Here is a 23495-nt window from a genome sequence, read left to right on the forward strand (position 1 = left end):
GTGCTGGTGCGTGCGGATTAGTGCCGTGGTAAAGCCCGTTCCCAACCGGAGGTTTAGCGGCCCGGCTGTTGCCATGCAACGTCGTTATCGGGCTAAACTAAAATTGTACTTTTTTGCCTTACCATTCTTTCTTTTTCGGAATAAAGTAGTAGCTTTCCGGGCATAAAAATCATCGAACTTTTAGCCCGAACAGATGAAAAACATCCTTAAAAAAGTTATAAAACCCTTCCTGCCAACCTACGAAGTGGTTTGTACAAATTACCATGTTATTCCCGGCATGCCGGTGAACGGAAATCACTCCAAGCACAAGTTTGAAAAAGGTGCGCAGGAAGAAGCCCGCAAATTTTATGTTAAGGTCATTAACTCGGATATGACCAAAACTATGGCGCCCGTGGAAGTGCACCTGAAGCGCCGCGGCAAAACCATCGAGAAAACCGAGTTTGGTCCTGTAAACGACCTGAAGAAATTCAAGATCCACTACAAAGGTTAAACTACGCCGGCACACGCTGGCAGCAAAAAGCTCCTGCTATCGGCCTGGTGCCTGCAGCAGGAGCTTTTCTGTTTATACTTGTTTCGCTAATACCCGGCTTAGTGCTGATGGAAGGTATCGGACACGAACGAAAGCACTTTGGGCAGCGACTGCCGCCAATAGGTCCAGGTATGGCCGCCGTCCCGCACCCGGAACTCATGCGGAATTTCCTTTTTGCGCATGGCAATGTGCACCAGCGAATTGCCTTCATACAGGAAATCATCATCACCGCAGTCGATATACCACTTCACAGATTTAACCTGTTCTGCCGGCACGGTGTTGAGCAGCTGCAGTACGCTGTTATTTTTGTAATAGGCCTCCAGTTGAGCGGCGGATGCGGTTACCGTTTTGTTGCCGATTCGCTCAATAAAAGGCTTTGCTTCTTCCGGGGTAAGCGGCCCGGTGGCGGCGCTCAGCGGACAAGCCGAGGAGAACAGGTCGGGGTGGCGCAGTGCATACATAAACGAGCCGCCACCACCCATAGAAAGGCCGGCAATGGCGCGGTTCCTTTTATCGGCTTTGATCCGGTAGGTCTTCTCGATGAAAGGCATAAACTCTTCAAAAAAGAAATCCTCGTAGCGCCAGTCGCCGGTTTCGCTATTAAAGTAGCCCCGCTGGCCGGTATTGGCATCCGGCATTACAATGATCATGGGCGTGGCCGTGCCGTTCTTAATGGCTTTGTCGGCAATATGCAGCACCTCCCCGAACTGCACCCAGCCGGTCTGGTCGTCGCCGGCGCCGTGTAACAGGTATAACACCGGGTAGCTGCGCTGGGAGGTCTCATAATCCGGGGGCAGATAAATGGCATACTTGCGGTTTGCTTTCAGGATCTTGCTTTTCAGCGACAGGTTATCTAGGACCTTGCCCGTTTGCGCAAACAGCAGCACAGGCACCAGAACCAAAAAAGCCAGAAGGAGTTGTTTTTTCATAAAGCGTCGGGTGTTTTAAGTATGGGAAGATAAAGAACGTCCGGCGAAGTATAAAATTAATCTGGCCCGTGCGCCTGCCACTGCTGGCTTATCAGGCAGAAAGAATATAGTATAAGGTAAATATAAGTATAGCAGGCACAAGCGGACGCTTGCGCCAGGAAAGTATGCAGGGGCTTGAACATGGAGAAGCTTGTGGTACTACAACTTACCTCTGCTCCCAGACGCCATCGGGCATCACCACGGCATCCAGCGGCACATCAAAGGGATTGGGGTCGTCTATACTTGCCACAGGCGGGGCTAGTGAGAGGCCGATCTTTTGCACATCGGAGCGGCAGTCGGCCAGGAATCGGTCGTAGAAGCCTTTGCCATAGCCTACGCGCTGGCCGCTTTCGTCAAAGGCCAGCAGCGGTAGCAGCACCACATCCACCTCATGGGCATGAATGATGTGGGCATTCTGCGGCTCGGGTATGCCCCAGTTGTTCTCTACCAGCACGGCTTCGTCGGTGAGGTGGTGGTGGGTAAGGATGTTCTGGGCCACATCCGTTACGGGCACCGCTACGCGCACTTCGGGGTGCTCCAGGCGCAGCCGCTCAATAATGGGCCAGGTATTTACCTCGTTGTTTTTGAGGATGGGCAGAAACACATGCACCGTCTGGCCGGGTTGCAGTGGAAAGTACGCAAAAAACTGATCGGCAATGCGCCGGCTGCGCTCCTGCACCTCCGCTACCGGAAGCGCGCGCCGCTGCTGCAACATCAGGCTGCGTAACTCCGCTTTCCGCATTATTCTTCCTCCAGTATGGTAAACTTAAATTCCAGCGGATCGAAAGCGGCGACTAAAGCAGGTATAAAATCCGGGTTATTTGTCTGGTAGGTGAGCAGGTTATCTTGGCGCTCCTGCAGGCTGCCGTTCGGGAAGAGCTTGTCCTTGAGGTTCTCCAGTTGTTTAAAGGTCTGCTCGTGCTTGCTGTCGCGGGCTTTGGACAGTTTTTTCTCCAGCAGCTGCAGGGCATTGTGCGCTTTCTGCTCTTCGGCCGCCACGGCTTTTACCAGCGTGGGGTCTATGCTATGGGCCAGCTTCTCTACTTCTTTAAAGGCGGCCGCTATACTTTGGCGCTCCGTTTCCAGGCTTATTTCCTCCTCATGCAGCTGCTGAGACAAGTGCTTTTTGAGTTCCTGGTAATCCTGGAACAGCTCCTGCGGCTGCAGCCCCAGCTTGTGCATGCGGCTGGCATTGCCGCGCGTAATATACAGCGCCGAGTTGCGCAGCATCAGCAGCGGAAAAGCCACCTGCCAGGCAGCAAAAAGCTGCTTCAGCTGGAACCAGTAGGCTACCTCGGCTCCGCCACCAATATAGGCCAGGTTGGGAAGCACAAGCTCTTCGTAGAGCGGCCGAAGGATCACATTGGGGCTAAAGCGTTCCGGATGCTGCTGCGCCTCCTGCCGTATCTCCTCTAAGGTATAAATCAGGTCGGTGTTCAGTACTTTATACTTGCCGTCTTCCAGCACAATGCGCTCGCGCAGGCTGTCAGCAAGGTAAAACAGGTTAATCTCGCGGGAGTATACCTGGGGCTTGTACCCGCGCTCCTCCAGCGCCGCGCTTGCCTCGCCTACCAGCTTATGCGATAGCTGTTCGGTCAGTTCTTTCTCCACTACCGGCGTGAGGGCTTTTTTCAGTTCCGGGTGGTCGCCGTCTATACTTACCAGCCCATATTCGCCGAATAGCGCATGCGTAATGGCGCGCGTGGCATCGGCCAGGTTCTGGCTATTGCGGTAGGCTTCCTCAAAAACAGGGTACGCCTCGGGCAGTTCGGCCAGCAGCGGTTCCATATCGTTTAACTTAAACCGGCCTACGGCGCCTTTCTGGTCGGTGTGCCAGGTATAGGTTTTGCCAAACAAGCTGAAGTGGTTGATCTCGGCAAAGTCGTGGTCTTCGGTGGCCATCCAGTATACCGGCACAAAGTTGTAACCAGGGTATTGCTGTTGCAGCTGCCTGCAGGTGTTAATGGCCGTGATGATCTTATAGACAAAGTATAGCGGGCCGGTAAAGATGTTGAGCTGGTGGCCGGTGGTAACGGTAAAGGTATTGGGCTGCAGCAACAAGTCGATGTTTTGCTGCACGGCAGGGTTTACCCCGGCCAGGGACGTGTACTGTTGCTGCAGTGCCTGGTGCAGCGTTTGCCGCTGCGCATCGCTAAAGGTTTTCTCCTTCAGCTGGGCTTCGAACGCCTGCAGGGTCGGGAAATGATTATAAAACGGTTGTAGCTGCGGGCTACAACAAAGGTAGTCGCTTATGGTCTGAGAGAAAGCGCCGGTGGCGGCGTACTCTACTTTGGTGCTCTTCATAGTGGTTACTTCCATTTGCATGGCTTTTTGTATAGCCTCTTTAACAGTTATGCCGGAAATGTGTTGCAGTCGGTTCCGATGTTGCTGCCACGCCACAAAGTAACGGGTTTATTTTTTTGTCCGGAGCAGGATTTACAGGATTTTGAGATTTACAGGACCTAAAGCAGCTTTATGCTGCCAGACACGCTGGTTCTTCATACAGAATGGCAAGACGGAGTTAGCCGCTGGCGCAGTCTTTTTACTTCCTTTGTTAATCCTGCTAAGCCGGATGCAGCCTAATTGCGAAGTATAAAGTATATACTAGTATATTTTGTACATCAAACTATAAACCGACAACTATGGGATTATTAAGTGGCATGATGGGACACGCTACGGAAGTGTCTATCGAAAAGATCACAAATGAATTTCAGCCGATCCTGATCGCCGACGAGCAGATTGAGCGGGCCTATAAACTGATCCGCGACATGCTGGTGTTCACCAACAAACGCCTTATCCTGGTGAACAAACAAGGCCTGACGGCTTCCAAAACAGATTACCAGAGCATTCCCTATGGCAGCATTAAGATGTTCTCCAGAGAGAGCGCCGGCATTACGGACCTGGATGCCGAGCTCAAGATCTGGCTCACCGGCGAATCAGAGCCCACCATCCGGCAGGATTTTAAAAAGGGCGATAATATAAACGAAGCATACCGGGTACTGAGCAAGTATGTATTGAAGTAGGTGTTACCTCATAAACGTCAGCCAGCCTTCAGCATCCTGTACGGTATCAAAACCTTCTATAATGCCACTCTTAACCAGACGCATGGCCTTATCTGTCGAGAGCCTGCTAAAGTGGCTGTTAGCATAAACAACGGCATGGTACTGAAGGCCTGCTGCTACGGCACGCGGGTTCCAGTCGTAGGCACACCACTCAGCCAGTTCAGCCCATAAGCCCTGCACATTGTAGTGGTTATCGAGTAGCTTATGGCAATGCTCTTTTTTGATGTAAAACAGGATGTTCTCATAACCTTGCATGATGGCTTCGTTTGTTAATTCCCCCTGCCAGTTGGCAATAAGGTAATCATCAACGGCATTATATTCCAAGGCAAGAAAATCGGTTGTAAGAAGTTTAATATGCTTCATGGGTGAGACTCAGGCAGGCGCTTTGGGTGTAAACAGATCAGAACTTTGATACGAAAAATACGCGCCTTAGTGCCTTAGATCGAAAAGTTATGCAATGGTTTAAACAGAAAAGAATTCCCTGGCAGCCTGCGCTGCCAGGGAATTCTTTTCTGTTATTGCTATCTTTATCCTTATACTACCACTTCGCCATACAGATCAAAGTCGGAGGAGTCCGTGATTTTAACGTTGGCAAAGTCGCCTAAGCGCACATAGGTATTGTCGGCCGGCACCAGCACTTCGTTGTCTACTTCGGGCGAGTCGTATTGCGTACGGCCTACAAAATAGCCGCTTTCTTTGCGGTCGAAGAGCACTTTATAGGTCTTGCCTACTTTGGCCTCGTTCAGCTCCACCGAAATGCCCTGCTGCAGTTCCATGATCGCATCGGCACGCTCCTGCTTCACTTCTTCGGGCACATCATCTACCAACGTATGGGAATGCGTATTTTCCTCGTGCGAGTAGGTGAAGATACCCAAACGGTCGAAGCGGGTGGCTTCCACCCAGTCGTACAGCTCCTGAAAATCCTTATCGGTTTCTCCGGGGTGGCCGGCAATTAACGTGGTTCTCAGGGCAATGTCCGGCACACGCTGACGAATAGAATCGACCAGCTCGATAGTGCGGCGCTTGCTGATACCGCGGCGCATGGTCTTGAGCATGTTATCTGAAATGTGCTGCAGCGGCATGTCCATATACTTGCAGATGTTGTCGCGCTCGTTCATCACATCAAACACTTCCATGGGGAACTGCGAGGGGTAGGCATACTGCATCCGGATCCACTCAATGCCGTTTACATCCGAGAGGTTTCTTAAAAGATCGGCCAGCTTGCGCTCGCCATACTGCTGCAGGCCGTAATAGGTCAGATCCTGGGCAATCAGTACCAGTTCTTTGGTACCCATACTTGCCAGGCGCTTTGCTTCCTTCACCAAATCATCAATCGAGCGGTCCACATGCTTGCCGCGCATCAGCGGGATGGCGCAGAACGAGCAGGGGCGGTTACAGCCTTCGGCAATTTTAAAGTATGCGTAGTGCGAGGGCGTGGTGATCAGGCGCTCGCCGATCAGCTCGTGCTTGTAGTCGGCTTCCAGCTTTTTCATGAGCTGCGGCAGCTCCAGAGTACCGAAATAGGCGTCTACCTGCGGAATCTCGGCCTCCAGGGAGTCTTTGTAGCGTTGCGACAGGCAGCCGGTCACGTACAACTTGTCTATCTGGCCGGCCTCTTTGGCATCAGCGTAGCGCAGAATGGTATCGATGGATTCCTGCTTGGCATTGTCGATAAAGCCGCAGGTATTTACAATAATGATATTAGAATCGTCTTTGTCAGACTCGTGGGCTACTTCTATTTCGTTGGCCCGCAACTGCCCCATCAGCACTTCCGAATCGACCAGGTTTTTGGAGCAACCCAGCGTAATGACGTTAACTTTATCTTTTTTGAGAGTTCTTACTTTCACTTAGGTATGGGTAATTTAGATAGTACGCTATAATAAGAGAGAACCCGCACGGGCTCCGATTGGTTCGTTCTGAAAACCAGGCGCAAAGGTACGATATGTTTGGTAAATAAATAAGCGGCGTCCTGCCTGCCTCTTACGCCCCTTCTGATTTTGCAGATTGTGCGCAGGAGTGGCTGGCCAGCCACTCCTGCGCGGCGGTACGGCTTTTTAACAGCTTCACGGCAATGGGCAACCGATACGTAGTGATCAGCAGCGACAATACCTGGTATAAATTATTGTCCCAGAGGTAATCCGGCGATTCGAGCAGGGCGATATACTTCAGAGAGGTGTTGGGTACCTGCCGGGTAAAGAATTCAATGAGCTCTTCGGTCAGTACGCCACCGGCCGGAATGCCGGAATCTATGATCAGATTGGTAACTTCATTTTCCTGAATAAAGGTAAACAAGGAGTGGATGGTTTGTAAAAAACCGGATGATTCCACACTTAGCGCATCCGACCATTTTGCGCTTAAAATATTGCGGGGCTCGTCGTAGGCTAACTCCATTAAGCCATACTTGCTTACTTTCATGACTGCTATAGTATAAACTGGTATGCGCGAATAGTATATCCAATGCCTTTTCCCTCTCTGCGGTAGCGCCAACGCAAGTACCGCAAGTTCAGGCGCAGCCGTAACGAATAGCTGGCTCGTCACCGCTTTCTCCTCCTTCAAAAACAGGCCGCAAGTATAGGGCTCGTACAGCGCAACAGCAGGGCATGGCCTTTGTTTGCAAAGAAAGTAAAAACTAGCGGATGATGGCTTTAATAACTGGCGTTGTAGTTGATCAGGAACTCCACGCTGGTCACCTGACCGCGCTGCACCTCCACCGGAAAGATGTTCATTTCTCCGTCGAACTGGTTTGCAAATAATCCCTTTTCCTCTTCTTTGGTGAAGAGGCTATACTTGCCGGGCTTCAGGCTAACCGCAAAATTGCCGTTCGCATCTGTCGCTACCTGCGTTACTAATCTGGTTTGGATGTTGGTATGGAAAACGCCTGCTGTGGTTGTGGTCTGGCTGGCGTTGGTGAGCTCGTAGATGTATACGGTGCGCTGAATGCCACGGCGGCCGCTGCTTTGCGGCGCATCGGGCGAGGGCATCTGGTTGCCTGCTACCCACAGCACCTGCCCTTTTATACCTTGCTCAATAGGAGCCTGCTTCTGGGAAGCAGCCTGCGCAGCGCCTGCATTTACCGGCGCCTGCGTGGTTAATGAATCTGTTTCCTTGTGAGTGGTTTGCTGCCCGGTAGCCTTCGGGCCACTGCAATTGGAGAGCAGCAACGCCAGGGGCAACAACAGGAGCTTCTCCATGGCTAAACTTATTTTCGTGAAAAGAAAGAATCTACAAATTCGTGCTTGTCGAACAGTTGCAGGTCCTCAATTTTCTCGCCAACTCCGATATACTTAACCGGAATTTTAAATTCGTCGGAGATACCGATCACCACACCGCCTTTGGCTGTACCATCCAGCTTGGTAATCGCAAGGGCTGTTACATCGGTGGCTTTGGTAAATTCGCGGGCTTGCAGTAGGGCATTCTGGCCGGTGCTTCCGTCCAGCACCAGCAGCACTTCGTGGGGCGTGTCAGGGGTTATCTTCTGCATCACGCGCTTTATTTTGGAGAGCTCGTTCATCAGGCCCACCTTGTTGTGCAGGCGGCCGGCCGTGTCGATGATCACCACATCGGCGTTCATGTCCACGCCTTTTTTCACGGCATCGTAGGCTACAGAAGCCGGGTCGGTGTTCATGCCATGCGAGATAACAGGCACGCCCACACGCTCGCCCCAGATAATGAGCTGATCTACGGCCGCGGCCCGGAACGTATCGGCAGCCCCAAGCACCACTGATTTACCGGCTTTGTGGAACTGGGCAGCTAGCTTGCCAATGGTGGTGGTTTTGCCCACGCCATTTACGCCTACTACCATGATCACATACGGCTTGATATCTTTGGGAAGATCGAAGTTGGCACCATCGCCGGAGTTGTTTTCTTCCAGCAAAGCTGCAATTTCCTCGCGCAGAATCGTATCCAGTTCATCGGTGCCCACATATTTATCGCGGGCCACGCGTTTTTCAATGCGGTCGATGATCTTTACCGTTGTTCCTACCCCCACATCGGCATGCACCAGAATTTCCTCCAGTTCATCCAGTACATCCACGTCTACCGTGGATTTACCGACTACGGCTTTACTCAGCTGCCCAAAAAAGCTGGACTTGCTTTTCTCGAGGCCTTTATCCAGCGATTCTTTTTTTTTCTCTTTGCTGAAAAAGTCAAAAATTCCCATACCGGTGTTTATGAAGGGTGAACACTATCTCGGGTTGATACGGTAATATACTAAAAAAGTCCCACTAATGGGACTTCTTCATGTAATCTATCTATGTAGAGTAGAGTAGGCTTGCTTACTTGGAAAGAACCTCCTGAATTTTATCAACAGGCACCATTTCTTCTTTAAAGCTATAAGCACCAGTCTTTGGCGACTTTACTGCTTTAATCACTTTTGCCCAGTCTTTACCTGTGGCGGTTTTTAGGGTTGCAACTACCTTCTTAGCCATGGTTATTTAATTTCTTTATGTACAGTTACTTTTCTCATGATCGGGTTGAACTTCTTCAGCTCCAAACGCTCGGGCGTGTTCTTTCTGTTTTTGGTAGTGATGTACCTTGAAGTTCCAGGCAGGCCAGAAGCTTTGTGCTCTGTGCACTCCATAATAACCTGGATTCTATTACCTTTTGCTTTTTTAGCCATCTCTCTATAGTAATTTTTTATTTAGGACTGCAAATATACAAGCTCAAATCGCTAATTACAAACAAAGTATAAACTTTATTGTAAATCTACCCACAAAAACTACACACTTCTTACAAACGTGCAGACACCGGCTGCCGAAGCCGGACAGGGCAGCAAAACGGCAGCGCAGTGAGCGGAAAACCCCGAAAGCTTTCCGCTCACTGCGCTGCCGTGGAGGGTTGCTCCAACTATTAAATGGTTGCCGGATGCCAGTGCCGCTCCCGCCGAACAGCAGGTAGCGCACAAGTACCCCGCAGGGCCACTAGTACATGATAAAGCCTTGCTCTACTGCTTTTTTCAAAACAGCCGAGATGCCATTCTTGTTGATTGTTCTCAGGGCTGAAGTAGAAACTTTAAGTGTGATCCACGCATCCTCTTCAGGGATGTAGAAACGCTTCTTCTGCAGGTTTGGATAGAACTTACGCTTCGTTTTATTGTTCGCGTGAGATACGTTATTTCCTACTTGTGGTCTTTTTCCGGTTAAGTCGCAAACTCGTGCCATCTTGTATTTATATCTAACTTGTATTTATATCTAACTTATTTCAACAGGGGTGCAAATATCTACAAAAAGATGCAGAAGTTCAAAGGTATAGCAAATATTTTTCCGCTATCTGTGTAAAAACCCGGCAGGCGGGCGCTTTTCAGGTAACAAATTCAGGATTTTTCCTTTTCCGGCGGCACTTCCTTCCTAAAACCATAAGGGCAATGGCGGCAGCCGTTCTGGCAGCAATACCCCCGCTTGAGCAGGTAACCGGCCGTAAATACCAGCAGCCCCTGCGCATTCAGGTAATAGTCTTCGCCTTCTTTTAACGCCTTGCTCAACGCTGCTTCGTTCTTGTTTTGCAGCACAAAGATACAACTTCCGCTTAAATACTGCTACCCCTTACACCACAGCAGGCGCAGGCACGTTATAGTAAGGCACAGGCAAGTGCCTGTCAGTGCCTGCTTTATACTTAAACCTGAAATGCTATGCCTGCCTATCAGACGCTACAGGAAGCCGTGAGCGACATGCGCGAGCGCGGCTTTGTTTATACTTTCACCATACAGCAGGGCGGCATCTTTTGCCCGGACCTGGATACGTTTGTGGCCCCCGAGCACCTGATGCTGCTGGAGCGCTACCACGTGGCCGCCCCCAATGTTGTAACCGGCGAGCGCGAAGTATACGGCCTGCGCACCGACGATAACCGCATGGGCCTGATGACGGACGCCTACGCCGATTACGACCCCGAGGCGTTTACTGCGCTGTTTGCGCGCTGCCGCCAGCCCAGCCCGCGCCGTGCCTGAGCAGCCCCTTAGGTATAGGTTTTAAAACAGAGGTTATTTGACTATTTTTACAACAATAAATAGTATTTGATGTAAAAAAGTAGGCTGCGGCCCTGCTTTGCCTGCAGCTCACCTGTTTTGACGAACTTTAACTATAAACTATGAACACGCTATCGATTACCTCGAGCCAGCAAGAAATTGAACTGGAACACCAGTATGGCGCCCACAATTACCACCCGCTTCCGGTTGTGCTTACCCGGGGCGAGGGCGTGCACCTGTGGGACGTAGAAGGCAAACATTATTATGATTTCCTTTCGGCTTACAGCGCCGTGAACCAGGGCCACTGCCACCCGCGCATCATCGACGCCCTGGTAGCGCAGGCCCAGCAGCTCACGCTTACCTCGCGCGCTTTTTACAACGACAAGCTAGGCGCGGCCGAGAAATACATTTGCGAGTACTTTGGCTACGACAAGTCGCTCTACATGAACTCCGGTGCCGAGGCGGTAGAAACAGCCATCAAGCTGGCCCGCAAATGGGGGTACCTCAAAAAAGGTATCGCTCCTAACAAAGCCGAGATCATCGTGGTGGAACACAACTTTCATGGCCGTACCACCGGCATTATCTCCTTCTCTACCGATCCGGACTCCACCAAAGGGTTTGGCCCTTACATGCCGGGCTACAAAGTGATCCCTTATAACGATGTAAATGCCCTGGAAGACGCCCTGAAAGAGAACCCGAACGTTTGCGGCTTCCTGGTAGAACCGATCCAGGGTGAGGCCGGCGTAATGGTGCCAGACGACGGGTACCTGGCAAAGGCGCACGCGCTCTGCAAGGAGTATGACGTGCTGCTGCTGGCCGATGAGATTCAGACAGGTATTGGCCGGACCGGCAAGCTGCTGGCCAGCTACTACGACGACGTAAAGGCCGACATCCTTATACTTGGCAAGGCGCTTTCAGGCGGGGCACTGCCGGTGTCCTGCGTACTGGCCAGCGACGAGATCATGCTGTGCATCAAACCGGGCGAGCACGGCTCTACCTTCGGGGGCAACCCGCTGGCAGCAGCCGTAGCCATTGCAGCGCTGGAGGTGATCAAAGACGAGCACCTGACAGAAAATGCCATGAAACTGGGAGAGATTTTCCGCGAGCGCATGGGTATCCTGAAAACCAAACGCCCCGAGCTGGTAACCCTGGTGCGCGGCCGTGGTTTACTCAATGCCGTGGTCATTAACCCGACCCCTGATGGCCGAACGGCCTGGGATGTATGCGTGGCGCTGATGGAGAAAGGCCTTTTGGCGAAGCCCACTCACGGCGACATCATCCGCTTTGCGCCTCCGCTGGTGATCACGGAAGAGCAGCTGCACGAGTGCTGCGACATCATTGAAGAAGTGATCCTAAACTTTTAAGCAGAGCGAAGGGCGAGGCAGCCGCTTCGCCCTTCGTCTTTAAATGATACCTTTCCGTTACTCTATGGCATGCTGATAAGGCAGAGGCCGGCAAGTATAACCCGAAGAGCAAACAAGCACATGGCGCAGTCAGAAGAGAGCAAACCAACCGAAGTATTTGCCGGAGAATTCCACCGGGCATCGCTGATCCGCAACATGCTGGAGCACCACGGCATTCCGGCATTCGTGCAAAACCAGTACATGGGCAGCATCGCGCCCTGGCAGGTAGCAGCCGGTGGCCTTCACCCTGTTAAAGTGATCGTTTCAGGGATGCACCGCGACCAGGCGCAGCAGCTTATCGAAGATTTTTACAACAACCTTCCCGGCGAGGAATAAACAGCTTTTCTTAATCCTGTAGCTCCTTTATAGCAGGTTCATTCCTCACAAGAGGAGCGGGCGTTCGACTGTCGGTTCTTTCTGAAATATAAGCGATGTAGTTACGGGTCCAACCACCCCTGCCCCTCCTTGTTTAAGGCGGGGAGCCTGTTATTGCTATTTTCAAGGTATAAGTTATAGATCGGGCAGTTGCGAAAAGGTGGAACTCGCTCCATCTGTCATCTCGACGATAGGAGAGATCTGATTAAAATCCTTTCATGTGTCTACTTCAGATTTCTCCTATCGTCGAAATGACAGCTTGCATGATGTTTTTGGCTGTAGGAGTACAAGAATACTTGAGCCAAAGTATAAGCTAACTCAGTTTAGGTGATAACATCCCCCTACCCCCTTCAAAGGGGGACTTTGGGCTGATGCAGGAGCAGCAGCTGAGCGCTTGCGTAGTAATTGCTTAACCTCCCTTCCAACAAGATCCTTTCAGGATGACAAAAAAGAATAGGCCAGGAGAGAAGGTTTATACTTAGGCTATACTCTCAAAGCAAATGCGATCGCGCGGACAGGTCGCGACCTGTCCCTACAGGAGTGTCGAGTTATAAAAGCCATAGCTATTGAAACAGATCCCAGTCCTTGGGTTGAGCGCCTTGGTGTGTTGCGGTGCCTGAAAGGCAGCCCGCGAGGGCAGCTTCACGCCACAGCGCGAAACGCAAGGACGAGGCCCCGCGGGCTTGGAGCGCTCCAAAGTAAAAGATGAAACTAGGCAAGTATGAGACTGAGGAAGAACTCAAGCTAACAAGTATAGCTGGGATATTATACTTGAAGAACTGCCAGCCTGAAGTATAAAACCAATCCTCAAACAGCCTCACACAAATATAACCAAAAGTATAACCCAGATCATCAAGCAACTCTAAGAAGTATAAACAGCATCCTAATGGCTTCCGCCAGCCCTATTCCCTTCCTAAAAACTAACACTTATCATTCCAATTCCCCTGCTTTCGCCGTACCTTTGCAGCAGTTTGATTTTGAACTGTTTCTGAAAACGATTTTATTATGATCAGAAGACCAAGACGCAACCGCCAGACCGAGGTGATTCGCAATATGGTGCAGGAAACAACCCTGACCACCCACGACCTTATTTACCCGCTTTTTTTAATTGACGGCCAGAACCAACGCGTCGAAGTGAAATCGATGCCAGGCATTAACCGCTTTTCGATCGATACGGTGCTGGACGAAGTAGCAGCCTGTGTGGACCTGGGCGTGAAGGCATTTGCTCCCTTCCCAAGTATCCCCGAAGCGCAGAAAGACAAGTATGCCACCGAAAGCCACAACCCCGAGGGCCTGTTCCCGAGTGCGATCCGCGAGATCAAACGCAACTTCCCGGAAGTAGCCCTGATCACGGACGTGGCCATGGACCCCTACAACTCCGACGGCCACGACGGCATTGTGGAGAACGGCGAGATCCTGAACGACGAAACGCTGGAAGTACTGGCCAAAATGGCTTTGACACAGGCACAGGCCGGCGCCGACATTGTGGCGCCTTCGGATATGATGGACGGCCGCATCGGGCACGTACGCCAGGTGCTGGATGCCAACGGCTTCCAGAAAGTAGCCATCATGGCCTACACCGCCAAGTATGCCAGCGCTTTTTACGGCCCGTTCCGCGATGCGCTGGGCTCCGCACCAAAAGCAGGCGACAAGAAAACGTACCAAATGAACTATGCCAACAGCCGCGAAGCCCTGATCGAAGCCGAACTGGATACGCTGGAGGGTGCCGATTACCTGATGGTGAAGCCTGCCCTGGCCTACCTTGACGTGATCAAGCTGCTGCGCGATAACTCGAGCCTGCCTATTGCTGCCTACAACATCAGCGGCGAGTATGCCATGGTAAAAGCGGCCGCCCAGAACGGCTGGATAGATGGCGACAAGGCCATGGTAGAAGTGCTGACAAGTATAAAACGTGCCGGTGCCGACATCATCCTGACCTACTTTGCCAAAGAATACGCACAACTCCTCAAGCGCTAATCCGCTTTGCTATACTTTAAAAGCGCGCCAGCAACCCTGACGCGCTTTTTTTATGCCTGCCGCTGCAAAACCAACTCTTTTCGGCGTACACAGAAAAAATAAGCCCCGTCTGAGGAAACAACTTTGTCATTATCATCCTTTTACATTAAATTGAGATAGAATATTTTTTACCCTGTATTTTATGAGAAGATCGGGCCTTTGGTTAGCTGCTTTGTCTATGGCAGTGGCTACTACGGCGTTTGCGCAGCAAAGCACCTCTCCTATCCGTGCCAATGCACGCGCACTGGAGCAAATAGCAGGCAAAGCAGCAACAGATTACAAGGCCAGCCATGCCCGCGCCCTGGAATTGGCCAAAAAGAACGGGTGGGTAATAGAGCGCACCTATGCCAACGGCACCCATGTGGCCTTGCAGCGGGTAAATGCCAAGGGCCTGCCGGTCTATTACATTACCTATAACAATACCACGTCGGCTACGACCACCCGCACAGACCAGCTCTGGAAAGGCGGCGCACTTGACCTGAACCTGAGTGGCACCGGTGCCGCAGTGGCCAACAAAATGGCCATCTGGGACGGCGGCCGCGTACGGGAAACACACCAGGAGTTGCGGGGCCGCGTGGAGCAGAAAGACAAGGCAACCACCGTTAACGACCATGCCACGCACGTAGCCGGCACCATGATTGCCAGCGGCGTGAACGCCGTTGCCAAAGGCATGGCCTACGAGTATAAGAACCTGCAGGCGTATGACTTTAACGGCGACATAGCCGAGATGGCAGAGGCCGCCAAAACCCTGCTCATTTCCAATCACTCCTACGGCACCATTGCCGGCTGGCATTATAACCCCGATCGCAAAGGCACTGCCGAAGACCCTTACTGGGAGTGGTGGGGAGATGCCGATATCAGCAGCACCGAAGATTACAATTTCGGCTATTACAATGCGGACGCGGCGCAGTGGGACAAGATCGCCTACAATGCACCTTATTACCTGATCGTGAAATCGGTCGGAAACAACCGGGGCGAAACCGGGCCGGCCGTAGGCGAGCCATACTTCCAGCGCACCGGCAGCGGCAAGTTCTCGCTGGTAAAATCCCGCCCCACCACCATCAGCAACAACGACAGCTACGACGGCATCTCCACCTATGGCACGGCAAAGAATACCCTGGCCGTGGGCGCCATCAACCCGATCTCCGAAGGCTATACCAAGCCTTCGGATGCAGTACTTTCAGGGTTCAGCAGCTACGGACCAACCGACGATGGCCGCATTAAGCCCGACGTGGTGGGTGATGGCGTGAACGTGCTTTCCTCGTCCGGCGACGGCGACCGCCTGTATGAAAGCCTGAGCGGCACCTCGATGGCTGCTCCCAATGTATCGGGCACCCTGCTGCTGCTGCAGGAGCACTATGCCAACCTGCACAACGGTGAGGTAATGCGCGCCGCTACCCTGAAAGGCCTGGTGATCCACACGGCTGAGGAGGCCGGAGCAACAGCCGGCCCGGATTACAAGTATGGTTGGGGATTGCTGAATGCCGCGCGGGCAGCCCGCATGATCTCCAACAGCAAAGGCACCAACCTGATAGCAGAAAAGTCGCTGGAGCAGGGCCAGACGTATACCTTAAAAGTAATCGCCTCCGGCGCCGGCCCGCTGGTGGTCACCATCTCTTGGACCGACCCGGAAGCCGTGAACGTGCAGGAAGGATCTACTGCGCTGAATAACCGCGCTGTGCGCCTGGTAAACGACCTGGACGTGCGGGTAAGCAAAGGCACAACCACGTACCGGCCCTGGACGCTGAATCCCACCAACCCCGATGCGGCAGCCACTCCCGGCGACAACAAGCTGGACAACGTGGAACAGGTATACCTGGGCAATGCCGTGCCCGGCGAAACTTATACTATAACCGTAACACACAAAGGCACTTTAAGCAAAGGGCCACAGGCCTACGCGCTGCTGATAAGTGGTATTGGCGGTACAGCTGCCTGCGCCAGCGCAGCCACATCCGGCGATGGTACCAGGATAAACAAAGTGACTGTGGGAGGCGAAACGGTAACCATGGCAGCCGGTTCCACCACGTACCAGGACCTGACCAGCCATGCGTTCGGCTTTGAGCCCGGCCAGTCGAAAACGATAGCTGTAGAGCTGGGCACCACCAGCACCGATGCTTCCAAAGTAGTGAAAGTGTTTATTGACTGGAATGGCGATGGTGATTTTGACGATTCCGGCGAACAAGCTGCTGCTTCCGGTGTTCTGACCGGTAATGCTACCTTTACTGCTTCCCTGACGGCACCGGCCAACCTGCCGGAAGGCGATAAAGTACGCATGCGCCTGGTAGCCCAGGAAACAACCGATGCATCGGCCGTAAATGCCTGCGGCAGCTATGCCCGGGGCGAAACGCAGGATTACCTGCTGCACTTCGAGCACCCGCAGAAAGATATCGGCGTGATCAGCGTGACGCCAACAGGGGCCTCGCTGTGCGCCTCGGCCGCCCAAACCGTGGCTGTTACGCTAAAGAACTATGGCACCGGCATTCAGAAGAACATTCCAGTTACGATCAGTGTGCGCAGCAACGGCACTGAGCTAAAACAAATGAGCGGCACCTATACCGGCAGCCTGGCCCCAAACACCCGGGCAGAATTTATCCTGGATGGTAGCTTTATCACCGAACCGGGTGCTACCTATGAGCTGGTGGCCTTATCGGGCTTGCAGGGCGATGCCGTAGAAAACAACAACCGCTCGCTCCGCTCCTTCACGATCGCACAGGCAGCTACCCCGCCGCAGGCAACGGCTTACCGCTGCGGCACAGAATCCAATTATACCCTGACCGGCTCAGGCGATGGCGGCATCTTCTGGTATAACAGTGCCACGGCCACCACGCCTATTGCAGCAGGCAACCAGGTAAAGCTTACGGGCACTGCTGCCAGCAATACTTTATTTGCCAGCCTGAATGACTTTAGCGCCCAGATCGGCCCGGCAACAAAAAGTGTTTTGGGAGATGGGGGGTATAACCAGTTCTCACCTGATGTGCTGATCTCGACCAAAGCACCGATGCAACTGGAAAGTGCCCGGCTCTATATCGGGCACGGCGGCAAGATCACGTTCACAGCCATCAATGCCGATGGCGTACCGGTCTCTTCCAGAACGCTGGCCGTAACGCCTACCCGCACCACACCAGGCGCGGGGGTGCAGCCAAACGACCCTAATGACAAAGGCGAAATTTACTACCTGGGGCTGGTGCTGCCCGAAGCAGGTGATTACAACATTGCCATCGCCTACGAGGATAGCGCCACGATCTTCCGGAACTACCCTGCCAAAAACGGTTACCCCTTTGGCGTTGCCAACATTGTCTCCATTACGGGTAATACCGCCACTACTACCTCCCAAAGCTATTACTATTACTTTTATGACCTGAAGGTGAGCGCCGTAGGCTGTAAAAGCGAACGGGTAGCCGTACCGCTTCAGGTAGGCAAACCGTTAGATATGCCGGTGGTGACACGGGAGGGTGCCATGCTCCGATCAAGCGCTCCGGATGGCAATCAGTGGTTCCTGGAGGGCCGGCCGATAGCTGGTGCAACAGGCCAGCAGTTTACGCCCACCGAAAGCGGTTACTACACCGTGCTGGTGCAGAAGGAAGGCTGCATTTCGGATGTATCCAAAGCGTATTCCTTTATTTACAAGCCCGATGTAAGAGAGCTTGGAACCGAACTGGTTGTATCGCCTAATCCGGGCACCGGCCGCTTCAGAATAGAACTGGAAACCACCAGACCCGAAGATGTGACCTTTGAAGTAGCAGACATGCTGGGCAATCGCATTTATACCGGCAAGATCACGCAGCGCAACGGCCAATTCGAAGGCTTTGTGGATCTGAGCAAAAGAGCCTCCGGCGTATATGTGCTCCGGGTGCAGCACGGCGGCAAAACAGAAAGCAGAAAGTTAGTGGTGCAGCATTAGGAGGCATCTCCTTTCCTATATAACCAAAAAGAGCGGCCTATACTGGGCCGCTCTTTTTGGTTTATCTTTTGGATCTGAGCCGTTTTTGCAGCGTCAGGTAATCGAGGTAGTAGAGCACTTTAATAGAGAAGGAGTTGTTCTGGGGCGAGGAAAGGGTGTGGCTGACGTTATCGAAGTAATGGGGCCTAACATCATCTTCCTGCTGCAGGATGGCGTTCTTCCATACTACGCTCACCTCGCTGCCCGGTGCAAACCACCACGCGTACACCATGTCCACGTTAAAGGCGTTAAAATTCACATCCCGGTTCTCACTGTAGGTAGCATCAGGCAGCAGTTCTCCCTGGATTGTCAGCTGATAAAAGCGTTTATACGTAGCCTTGGACCAGTAATGGCGCGCCCGCATGGTAAGCGACATACGGTTGCTGAAAATATAGCTGCCCGACAAGGTATTAGCCACCGAATTAACATCCCGAAGCCCGAAGATCACCCGTTGCTGCGGCTGACCGTTGAGCTGATCCTTGAAGCTGTCGGCATACCCCATATCATCCACCCTGTTTTGCATGCTGTAGTCGTACATAAACATCAAGCGGTCGTTTACGCGGTAGCGCGGCGAGATGGAAAAGCTGATGTTATGCCGGTTGTTTTCACTATACGGCCGGTAATTGCCGCTTATGTCCATGGCCAGCTTTTTGCGGTAGTCCGAAGAAACAAAGCCCCCGATATCATAATTGGTCGGAAATAAGTAATACCAGCCAGCTACGCGGGGCTCAAAAAAATCATAAGTTCTTACCGGCTGCATGTTCAGCTGAAGGCCTGCGCTAAAGAAGTTCTTAAACGTGCCGTTCACATTGCCATAAAACACCAGGTTCTGAAAAGCATCCGGCTCGTAGCGGCGGGCATACTCCGCCCCCACGTTGGTATACAGGTTCAGCAGCTTCCAGAAAGGCTGGTAGACATTATAGCTCAGGTTAAGTTCTTCTTCCTGCGTGTTGTTGGTAAACAGAATGCCCAGGTCGTTGGGGTTATAGGTGTCCGAGATAACCGAATGGGTGAAGTTATACTGAAAGTTGCCGCTCACCTTACCCACACGCACCTCATAGGTATGGCCCAGGTCCGTACTATCGGAGAAGTAGCGCTGGCTCATCGCGCCCTTCCCGTCTATGGCATACTTGTTCTCTTTGTTGGCTACCCTGAACAGCACGCCCGTCAGGTTGGCATCGTAGGTGCTGCCCTGGCGCATCACGTTGGTGTTAACCAGCGTCACGTACGAGTTGTTCTTGAGCGACTGGTCCAGCACCGTGATGTTATAGTTGGTGAGGGGTTGGGTTTCTTTCCGGAAGCGGTTGCCTTCGGCATCTTCCAGGGTGGCGTACTGCCGGCCCACCACGGCATTGAACACGCCGATGCCCAGCCCCGACTGCGTGCGCCCGGAGATCTTTGTGCCGTTCAGCATCTTTGTTTCCAACGGGTTATCAATTACTTTATAACCGTTTTCTTCTTCCTGGCTTGCATTTAAATAATTGACGGGCACGCCGCCAATGCGGCGCGAGTAAAAGAAATCACCTTTGTTAAACAGCTCCGTGCCTTCCATAAAGAACGGCCTGTTCTCGTTGAACTGGGTTTCAAAAGGACTCAGGTTCAGGACCTGGTTATCGGACTGCACCTGGCTGAAATCCGGGATCAGCGTCATATCCAGCGTAAAGGCGTCGCTAATGCCATACTTCACATCCATGCCCCCGCCAATGTTGAGGTCGCTTTTATAGCCGGTCTTGCTGCCGCCTTCTTTCCGGTAAGGGTAGTGTTGGGCCACAGCCGAAACGTAGGGCGTTAAGGAAAGGCGCAGAGGCGCCTGGATGCTTTTAAGCCCGGTAAGGGTGCCATACTGGTTCACAAAACCATCCACCGCCGGGTCCACATGGTTCCAGAAATAGCCCTGCCGCGTAGACTGGCGGTTGCGCATAAAATTCAGGCCCCATACCTGGTCGGGCTTGCTGCCAAACCGGATGGCGGAATAAGGGATTCTGAATTCGGCTACCCAGTCGGTGCCCTGCAGCCTGGCTTCGCTTTCCCATACGGCATTCCAGCTCCAGTCTTCCCCGTTGGATGAATAACGGGCATCGAGCTGCACGCCGGCCGGCGTGGTAAAGAAGCCGAACGCATTGATCTTGTCGTGGTAAGTGTCCAGAAAAATGCCAAAAAAGTCTGTATTCCCCAGGTCGTCGCGGGTGCCCAGCTGCCGGAAAATAGAATCCTGTGCCACGTCGTGCATCAGCGCGCCTACATAAATTGCTTCGTCGTCGTAGAGAATGCGTACTTCCGTGGGGTGCACTTCAGGCGGGCCCGGGGTAGGCCGGTTCTGGATAAAGTTAGAGGCGATCTGGGCCTGCTGCCAGACGGCCTCATCCAGCACGCCATCAATCTTTGGGGCTTCCGATACGCGCAGCGCCTGCAGGCTTTTCTGCGGGTAAACGACCGGCTTCTTTTTAGCATCCTGCGCGGGCGCTGTAAAAAAGGCGCATCCTAGCACGAGTAGAAGACATAGCTTTGGCAGGACAGCAGGTAAAGGTACTTTCATAGTTTTAAAGAAGTGGCGGACGTACAGAAGCAGTTTTCTAAAGAAAACGCTACAACATAGATAGTGAAAATCGGCTGGAGGTTGCTTGCCGTATCGAAAATATTTTACGCCATTACCGGCATTGTGCTGTTTTGCCGGCTAGGCCGCTATAAAAAAAGCGCCATACCTTTAGTAAGGTATGGCGCTTTGAAGCCGGGTGAAGTATGAATTACAGGTCCTCTTCGCGCACCAGCATCAGCACAGCCGACTGCGGCACGATAAAGTACTTTTCGCCCAGGTAATTGATCTCGATGGCATCGCGCTGCAGGTATATTGCCAGGTCGCCTTCTTTGGACTGCAAAGGAATGTAACGTACGTCTTCCTCCTCATCGCCCCGCTCCCACGACTCCTCGTCAAAGCCATAGTCTGCCGGGATCGGATAGCCAGGGCCCACCCGCATAATGTAGCCTTCCTGCACCTTTTCTTTTTCCTGAACGCCGGGCGGCAGGTATAAACCACTCTTTGTCTGCTCCCGCGCCGATTTTGGTTTGATCAGCACGCGGTCGCCCACGATGATAATTTTCTCCAGCTTATTTTTCTCAGATATCCTCATGGGTAGTGTATGCATCCTTATAATGGGTCGGCGGTAACTTTAAAGCGCATAGCGGCTTTGATGGTTATGTCGCTTGAAACAGGTTTTGCCAGTGCGGCTTTGGTCCGGATCGTATAGGTATCGCTTTTAAGATACTCATCCAGCTTGGCGTTGGTCGAGGTGAGCTCCAGGGATGTTGCATTCTGGGGCACCTCGTTCAGGTAGGCTATTTTTGTTTCGCCTTTCGCATCACTGGAAATGTAGATCTCAATGCTTTTCAAAAAATTAAAGTTCTCTCCCTGCGGGTCGGTTACCGTCAGGGCCAGCTTGCTCAGCGTTACGTTCTTAACCAGTTCAGCCCGCGTTTTGTTGTTTTTAAACTCCTCGTTGGAGTTGGTGGTAACTGTTACCGGCGTAAGCGGCACCAGGGCACCAACCGGAAAGCTCGACTCAATTTTAATGGACTCGTCGTGGTTGATATAAAAAGTCAGCAGGTCTTCGATTTTATCACAGCTTGTTCCGGCTACCACAAGCAGCAACAATAGGGGTAAAAGTAATTTTTTCATTTTAAAGTATAAGGGTGTAAGTATAAAGGGCCGGCGCACAGGTGCTTAGCCTGCGCGCCGGGCTGCAATTTACAAAGATAAGATCGGTTTAGTCAAACATATCGCCTTTACGCACATTGTCGGTGCCGTGTTCGTTCCAGCTCATGGGGTAATGTTCGTCCATCAGTGCCACAGCTTCCTCGGTCAGGTGCAATGGCTTAAAGGTATCGATCATCACGGCATACTCGTTTGTTTCCTTTTTGCCGATGCTTGCCTCCACAGTGCCGGGGTGCGGCCCATGCGGAATGCCGCCCGGATGAATGGTGAACGAGGCGCGGTCCACGCCCTTGCGGCTCATAAAATTGCCTTCCACATAGTATAGCACCTCATCAGAGTCTACGTTGGAGTGGTTGTAGGGCGCGGGTATAGACTCCGGATGGTAATCGAACAGGCGCGGCACAAACGAGCAGATCACAAAGTTGTGGGCCTCAAAGGTCTGGTGCACGGGCGGCGGCTGGTGAATACGGCCGGTAATGGGCTCAAAATCATAGATGGAAAAGGCATAGGGATAAAAGTAGCCATCCCAGCCCACAGCATCAAAGGGGCTGAAAATATAATAATACTGGTGCAGCTCGCCTTCTTTCTTTATCTGCACCCGGTATTCGCCTTTGGCTTCTTCGGTGAGCAGTTCTACCGGCGGGCGCATGTCGCGCTCACAGAACGGCGCGTGCTCCAGCAGCTGCCCGAAGTGGTTGCGGTAGCGGCGGGGCGTTTCCACGGGGCTGAACGACTCGATCACCAGCAGGCGCGTGGGGCCGGCATCGAAGCGGAACTTATGGATGATGGTGCGCGGAATCACCAGGTAATCGCCGGGGCCGAACGGGATGCGGCCCATCTGCGTGAGCAGGTCGCCGGAGCCATCATGCACAAAGATCACCTCATCGGCCTGCGCATTTTTATAGTAGTAGTCCATCTCCTTTTCGGAGGGGTTGCAGATGCTGATGGCTACGTCGCTGTTGAAGAGCATGGTTTTGCGCGCCTGCAGGTAGTCGGTACCGGTTTCGGTTTGCTGCAGCGTACGCAGGTGGTGAGGCGCCAGCTTTACGCCAGTTGCTTTTTTAGGCGCATACGGCACCGGCTCGCCAATGCGGCTGATCTGCGTGGGCGGGTTGATGTGGTAAAGCAACGACGAGACGCCACTGAAACCCAGCGTGCCCACCAGCTGCTCGGCATACAGGCTGCCGTCCGGCTGCCGGAACTGCGTGTGTCGTTTGTGGGGGATGTTTCCCAGTTTATAATAGTAGGCCATGGATGCTTTCTTTAAAATGATGTTGTTGTCCTGACAAAAGAACGGAAAACAAAAGGCCCTTTATCCCGCCCTTGTCATTCTCGTTTTTACTGGCGCAGGTTTTTAAACCTGTGTCTTAGTATGATGTCGGGTTTGTAACCCGACTGGCGCAAAGAGCTAAAGCAGCTGTGAACAGGAAGGATTATACGTTGAAACAGCGCTACAGCTGACCGACAAGTTGCTTTTGGCTTCTGCCTGCCCAGGTTTATACAGGCGCCTTTTACACTGACACTAAAGTATACT

General features: G+C 52.5%; 23 protein-coding genes. 7 read left to right on the top strand and 16 right to left on the bottom strand.

The window, feature by feature from the left end; all coding sequences use genetic code 11:
* Positions 1–193: 193 nt before the first annotated feature.
* Positions 194–490 carry a hypothetical protein gene (locus tag LWL52_RS14900; protein WP_242921282.1) on the top strand — a complete coding sequence of 99 codons (297 nt, stop codon included), beginning with the start codon at positions 194–196 and terminating at the stop codon, positions 488–490.
* A gap of 98 nt (positions 491–588) precedes the next feature.
* Here the strand turns inward: LWL52_RS14900 and LWL52_RS14905 are convergent, their stop codons facing one another.
* From LWL52_RS14905 to bshC, 3 genes are all read right to left on the bottom strand, one after another.
* Positions 589–1458 (bottom strand): alpha/beta hydrolase, encoded by an 870-nt coding sequence (locus LWL52_RS14905; RefSeq protein ID WP_242921283.1) that lies wholly within the window; start codon positions 1456–1458, stop codon positions 589–591.
* Between the two features lie 205 nt (positions 1459–1663).
* Complete coding sequence (locus LWL52_RS14910) at positions 1664–2239, bottom strand: 5-formyltetrahydrofolate cyclo-ligase (RefSeq protein ID WP_242921284.1); 576 nt, start codon at positions 2237–2239, stop codon at positions 1664–1666.
* Positions 2239–3816, bottom strand: a complete 1578-nt coding sequence (gene bshC, locus LWL52_RS14915) for a bacillithiol biosynthesis cysteine-adding enzyme BshC (protein WP_242921285.1) — start codon at positions 3814–3816, stop codon at positions 2239–2241. The genes LWL52_RS14910 and bshC overlap by 1 nt, the downstream gene beginning before the upstream one ends.
* Positions 3817–4139: 323 nt before the next feature.
* Here bshC and LWL52_RS14920 point away from each other — a divergent pair, with 323 nt between their 5' ends.
* On the top strand, positions 4140–4520 hold the full coding sequence (locus LWL52_RS14920; RefSeq protein ID WP_242921286.1) for a PH domain-containing protein: 381 nt from the start codon (positions 4140–4142) through the stop codon (positions 4518–4520).
* 3 nt (positions 4521–4523) lie between these two features.
* Here LWL52_RS14920 and LWL52_RS14925 read toward each other — a convergent pair whose 3' ends face one another.
* The 9 genes from LWL52_RS14925 to LWL52_RS14965 form a co-directional block, all read right to left on the bottom strand.
* Positions 4524–4922: a hypothetical protein gene (locus LWL52_RS14925; RefSeq protein ID WP_242921287.1), complete on the bottom strand. Its 399-nt coding sequence runs from the start codon at positions 4920–4922 to the stop codon at positions 4524–4526.
* 170 nt (positions 4923–5092) lie between these two features.
* Positions 5093–6406 carry a 30S ribosomal protein S12 methylthiotransferase RimO gene (gene rimO / locus LWL52_RS14930; protein WP_242921289.1) on the bottom strand — a complete coding sequence of 438 codons (1314 nt, stop codon included), beginning with the start codon at positions 6404–6406 and terminating at the stop codon, positions 5093–5095.
* Positions 6407–6539: 133 nt separating this feature from the next.
* Positions 6540–6974: a hypothetical protein gene (locus LWL52_RS14935; protein WP_242921290.1), complete on the bottom strand. Its 435-nt coding sequence runs from the start codon at positions 6972–6974 to the stop codon at positions 6540–6542.
* A gap of 230 nt (positions 6975–7204) precedes the next feature.
* The gene (locus LWL52_RS14940; RefSeq protein ID WP_242921291.1) at positions 7205–7750 is read right to left on the bottom strand and encodes a carboxypeptidase regulatory-like domain-containing protein; all 546 of its coding nucleotides are present in this window, start codon (positions 7748–7750) and stop codon (positions 7205–7207) included.
* A gap of 8 nt (positions 7751–7758) precedes the next feature.
* Positions 7759–8718, bottom strand: coding sequence for a signal recognition particle-docking protein FtsY (gene ftsY, locus LWL52_RS14945; protein WP_242921292.1), 960 nt, complete (start codon positions 8716–8718; stop codon positions 7759–7761).
* 115 nt (positions 8719–8833) lie between these two features.
* Positions 8834–8986 carry a DUF4295 domain-containing protein gene (locus LWL52_RS14950; protein WP_242921293.1) on the bottom strand — a complete coding sequence of 51 codons (153 nt, stop codon included), beginning with the start codon at positions 8984–8986 and terminating at the stop codon, positions 8834–8836.
* Between the two features lie 2 nt (positions 8987–8988).
* Positions 8989–9177 (bottom strand): 50S ribosomal protein L33, encoded by a 189-nt coding sequence (gene rpmG, locus LWL52_RS14955; protein WP_242921294.1) that lies wholly within the window; start codon positions 9175–9177, stop codon positions 8989–8991.
* 301 nt (positions 9178–9478) lie between these two features.
* On the bottom strand, positions 9479–9718 hold the full coding sequence (gene rpmB / locus LWL52_RS14960) for a 50S ribosomal protein L28 (RefSeq protein WP_242921295.1): 240 nt from the start codon (positions 9716–9718) through the stop codon (positions 9479–9481).
* 152 nt (positions 9719–9870) lie between these two features.
* Positions 9871–10038, bottom strand: coding sequence for a C1orf53 family protein (locus tag LWL52_RS14965; protein WP_242921297.1), 168 nt, complete (start codon positions 10036–10038; stop codon positions 9871–9873).
* Between the two features lie 147 nt (positions 10039–10185).
* Here LWL52_RS14965 and LWL52_RS14970 point away from each other — a divergent pair, with 147 nt between their 5' ends.
* The 5 genes from LWL52_RS14970 to LWL52_RS14990 all read left to right on the top strand — a co-directional run bounded on the left by LWL52_RS14970 (position 10186) and on the right by LWL52_RS14990 (position 18213).
* The gene (locus LWL52_RS14970; RefSeq protein WP_242921299.1) at positions 10186–10500 is read left to right on the top strand and encodes a hypothetical protein; all 315 of its coding nucleotides are present in this window, start codon (positions 10186–10188) and stop codon (positions 10498–10500) included.
* 140 nt (positions 10501–10640) lie between these two features.
* The gene (gene rocD / locus LWL52_RS14975; protein WP_242921301.1) at positions 10641–11882 is read left to right on the top strand and encodes an ornithine--oxo-acid transaminase; all 1242 of its coding nucleotides are present in this window, start codon (positions 10641–10643) and stop codon (positions 11880–11882) included.
* A 120-nt stretch (positions 11883–12002) separates the two neighbouring features.
* Complete coding sequence (locus LWL52_RS14980; RefSeq protein ID WP_242921303.1) at positions 12003–12257, top strand: putative signal transducing protein; 255 nt, start codon at positions 12003–12005, stop codon at positions 12255–12257.
* Positions 12258–13301: 1044 nt separating this feature from the next.
* Complete coding sequence (gene hemB, locus LWL52_RS14985) at positions 13302–14273, top strand: porphobilinogen synthase (protein ID WP_242921305.1); 972 nt, start codon at positions 13302–13304, stop codon at positions 14271–14273.
* A gap of 181 nt (positions 14274–14454) precedes the next feature.
* Entirely contained in the window at positions 14455–18213 is a 3759-nt protein-coding gene (locus tag LWL52_RS14990) for a S8 family serine peptidase (RefSeq protein ID WP_242921307.1), read from the top strand.
* 61 nt (positions 18214–18274) lie between these two features.
* Here the strand turns inward: LWL52_RS14990 and LWL52_RS14995 are convergent, their stop codons facing one another.
* The 4 genes from LWL52_RS14995 to LWL52_RS15010 form a co-directional block, all read right to left on the bottom strand.
* Positions 18275–20788, bottom strand: a complete 2514-nt coding sequence (locus LWL52_RS14995) for a DUF5916 domain-containing protein (RefSeq protein ID WP_242921309.1) — start codon at positions 20786–20788, stop codon at positions 18275–18277.
* A gap of 208 nt (positions 20789–20996) precedes the next feature.
* On the bottom strand, positions 20997–21380 hold the full coding sequence (locus LWL52_RS15000) for a co-chaperone GroES (RefSeq protein ID WP_242921311.1): 384 nt from the start codon (positions 21378–21380) through the stop codon (positions 20997–20999).
* A 17-nt stretch (positions 21381–21397) separates the two neighbouring features.
* Positions 21398–21925: a hypothetical protein gene (locus LWL52_RS15005; protein WP_242921313.1), complete on the bottom strand. Its 528-nt coding sequence runs from the start codon at positions 21923–21925 to the stop codon at positions 21398–21400.
* Between the two features lie 88 nt (positions 21926–22013).
* On the bottom strand, positions 22014–23213 hold the full coding sequence (locus tag LWL52_RS15010) for a homogentisate 1,2-dioxygenase (RefSeq protein WP_242921315.1): 1200 nt from the start codon (positions 23211–23213) through the stop codon (positions 22014–22016).
* Positions 23214–23495 lie beyond the last annotated feature (282 nt).

Source organism: Pontibacter liquoris, assembly GCF_022758235.1.
Lineage (GTDB): Bacteria > Bacteroidota > Bacteroidia > Cytophagales > Hymenobacteraceae > Pontibacter > Pontibacter liquoris.

Bases quoted from the DNA above. Each gene is read 5' to 3' on its own strand.
- LWL52_RS14900 (WP_242921282.1), top strand. From the start codon at position 194: ATGAAAAACATCCTTAAAAAAGTTATAAAACCCTTCCTGCCAACCTAC.
- LWL52_RS14905 (WP_242921283.1), bottom strand. From the start codon at position 1,458: ATGAAAAAACAACTCCTTCTGGCTTTTTTGGTTCTGGTGCCTGTGCTG.
- LWL52_RS14910 (WP_242921284.1), bottom strand. From the start codon at position 2,239: ATGCGGAAAGCGGAGTTACGCAGCCTGATGTTGCAGCAGCGGCGCGCG.
- bshC (WP_242921285.1), bottom strand. From the start codon at position 3,816: ATGGAAGTAACCACTATGAAGAGCACCAAAGTAGAGTACGCCGCCACC.
- LWL52_RS14920 (WP_242921286.1), top strand. From the start codon at position 4,140: ATGGGATTATTAAGTGGCATGATGGGACACGCTACGGAAGTGTCTATC.
- LWL52_RS14925 (WP_242921287.1), bottom strand. From the start codon at position 4,922: ATGAAGCATATTAAACTTCTTACAACCGATTTTCTTGCCTTGGAATAT.
- LWL52_RS14935 (WP_242921290.1), bottom strand. From the start codon at position 6,974: ATGAAAGTAAGCAAGTATGGCTTAATGGAGTTAGCCTACGACGAGCCC.
- LWL52_RS14940 (WP_242921291.1), bottom strand. From the start codon at position 7,750: ATGGAGAAGCTCCTGTTGTTGCCCCTGGCGTTGCTGCTCTCCAATTGC.
- ftsY (WP_242921292.1), bottom strand. From the start codon at position 8,718: ATGGGAATTTTTGACTTTTTCAGCAAAGAGAAAAAAAAAGAATCGCTG.
- LWL52_RS14950 (WP_242921293.1), bottom strand. From the start codon at position 8,986: ATGGCTAAGAAGGTAGTTGCAACCCTAAAAACCGCCACAGGTAAAGAC.
- rpmG (WP_242921294.1), bottom strand. From the start codon at position 9,177: ATGGCTAAAAAAGCAAAAGGTAATAGAATCCAGGTTATTATGGAGTGC.
- rpmB (WP_242921295.1), bottom strand. From the start codon at position 9,718: ATGGCACGAGTTTGCGACTTAACCGGAAAAAGACCACAAGTAGGAAAT.
- LWL52_RS14970 (WP_242921299.1), top strand. From the start codon at position 10,186: ATGCCTGCCTATCAGACGCTACAGGAAGCCGTGAGCGACATGCGCGAG.
- rocD (WP_242921301.1), top strand. From the start codon at position 10,641: ATGAACACGCTATCGATTACCTCGAGCCAGCAAGAAATTGAACTGGAA.
- LWL52_RS14980 (WP_242921303.1), top strand. From the start codon at position 12,003: ATGGCGCAGTCAGAAGAGAGCAAACCAACCGAAGTATTTGCCGGAGAA.
- hemB (WP_242921305.1), top strand. From the start codon at position 13,302: ATGATCAGAAGACCAAGACGCAACCGCCAGACCGAGGTGATTCGCAAT.
- LWL52_RS14990 (WP_242921307.1), top strand. From the start codon at position 14,455: ATGAGAAGATCGGGCCTTTGGTTAGCTGCTTTGTCTATGGCAGTGGCT.
- LWL52_RS14995 (WP_242921309.1), bottom strand. From the start codon at position 20,788: ATGAAAGTACCTTTACCTGCTGTCCTGCCAAAGCTATGTCTTCTACTC.
- LWL52_RS15000 (WP_242921311.1), bottom strand. From the start codon at position 21,380: ATGAGGATATCTGAGAAAAATAAGCTGGAGAAAATTATCATCGTGGGC.
- LWL52_RS15005 (WP_242921313.1), bottom strand. From the start codon at position 21,925: ATGAAAAAATTACTTTTACCCCTATTGTTGCTGCTTGTGGTAGCCGGA.
- LWL52_RS15010 (WP_242921315.1), bottom strand. From the start codon at position 23,213: ATGGCCTACTATTATAAACTGGGAAACATCCCCCACAAACGACACACG.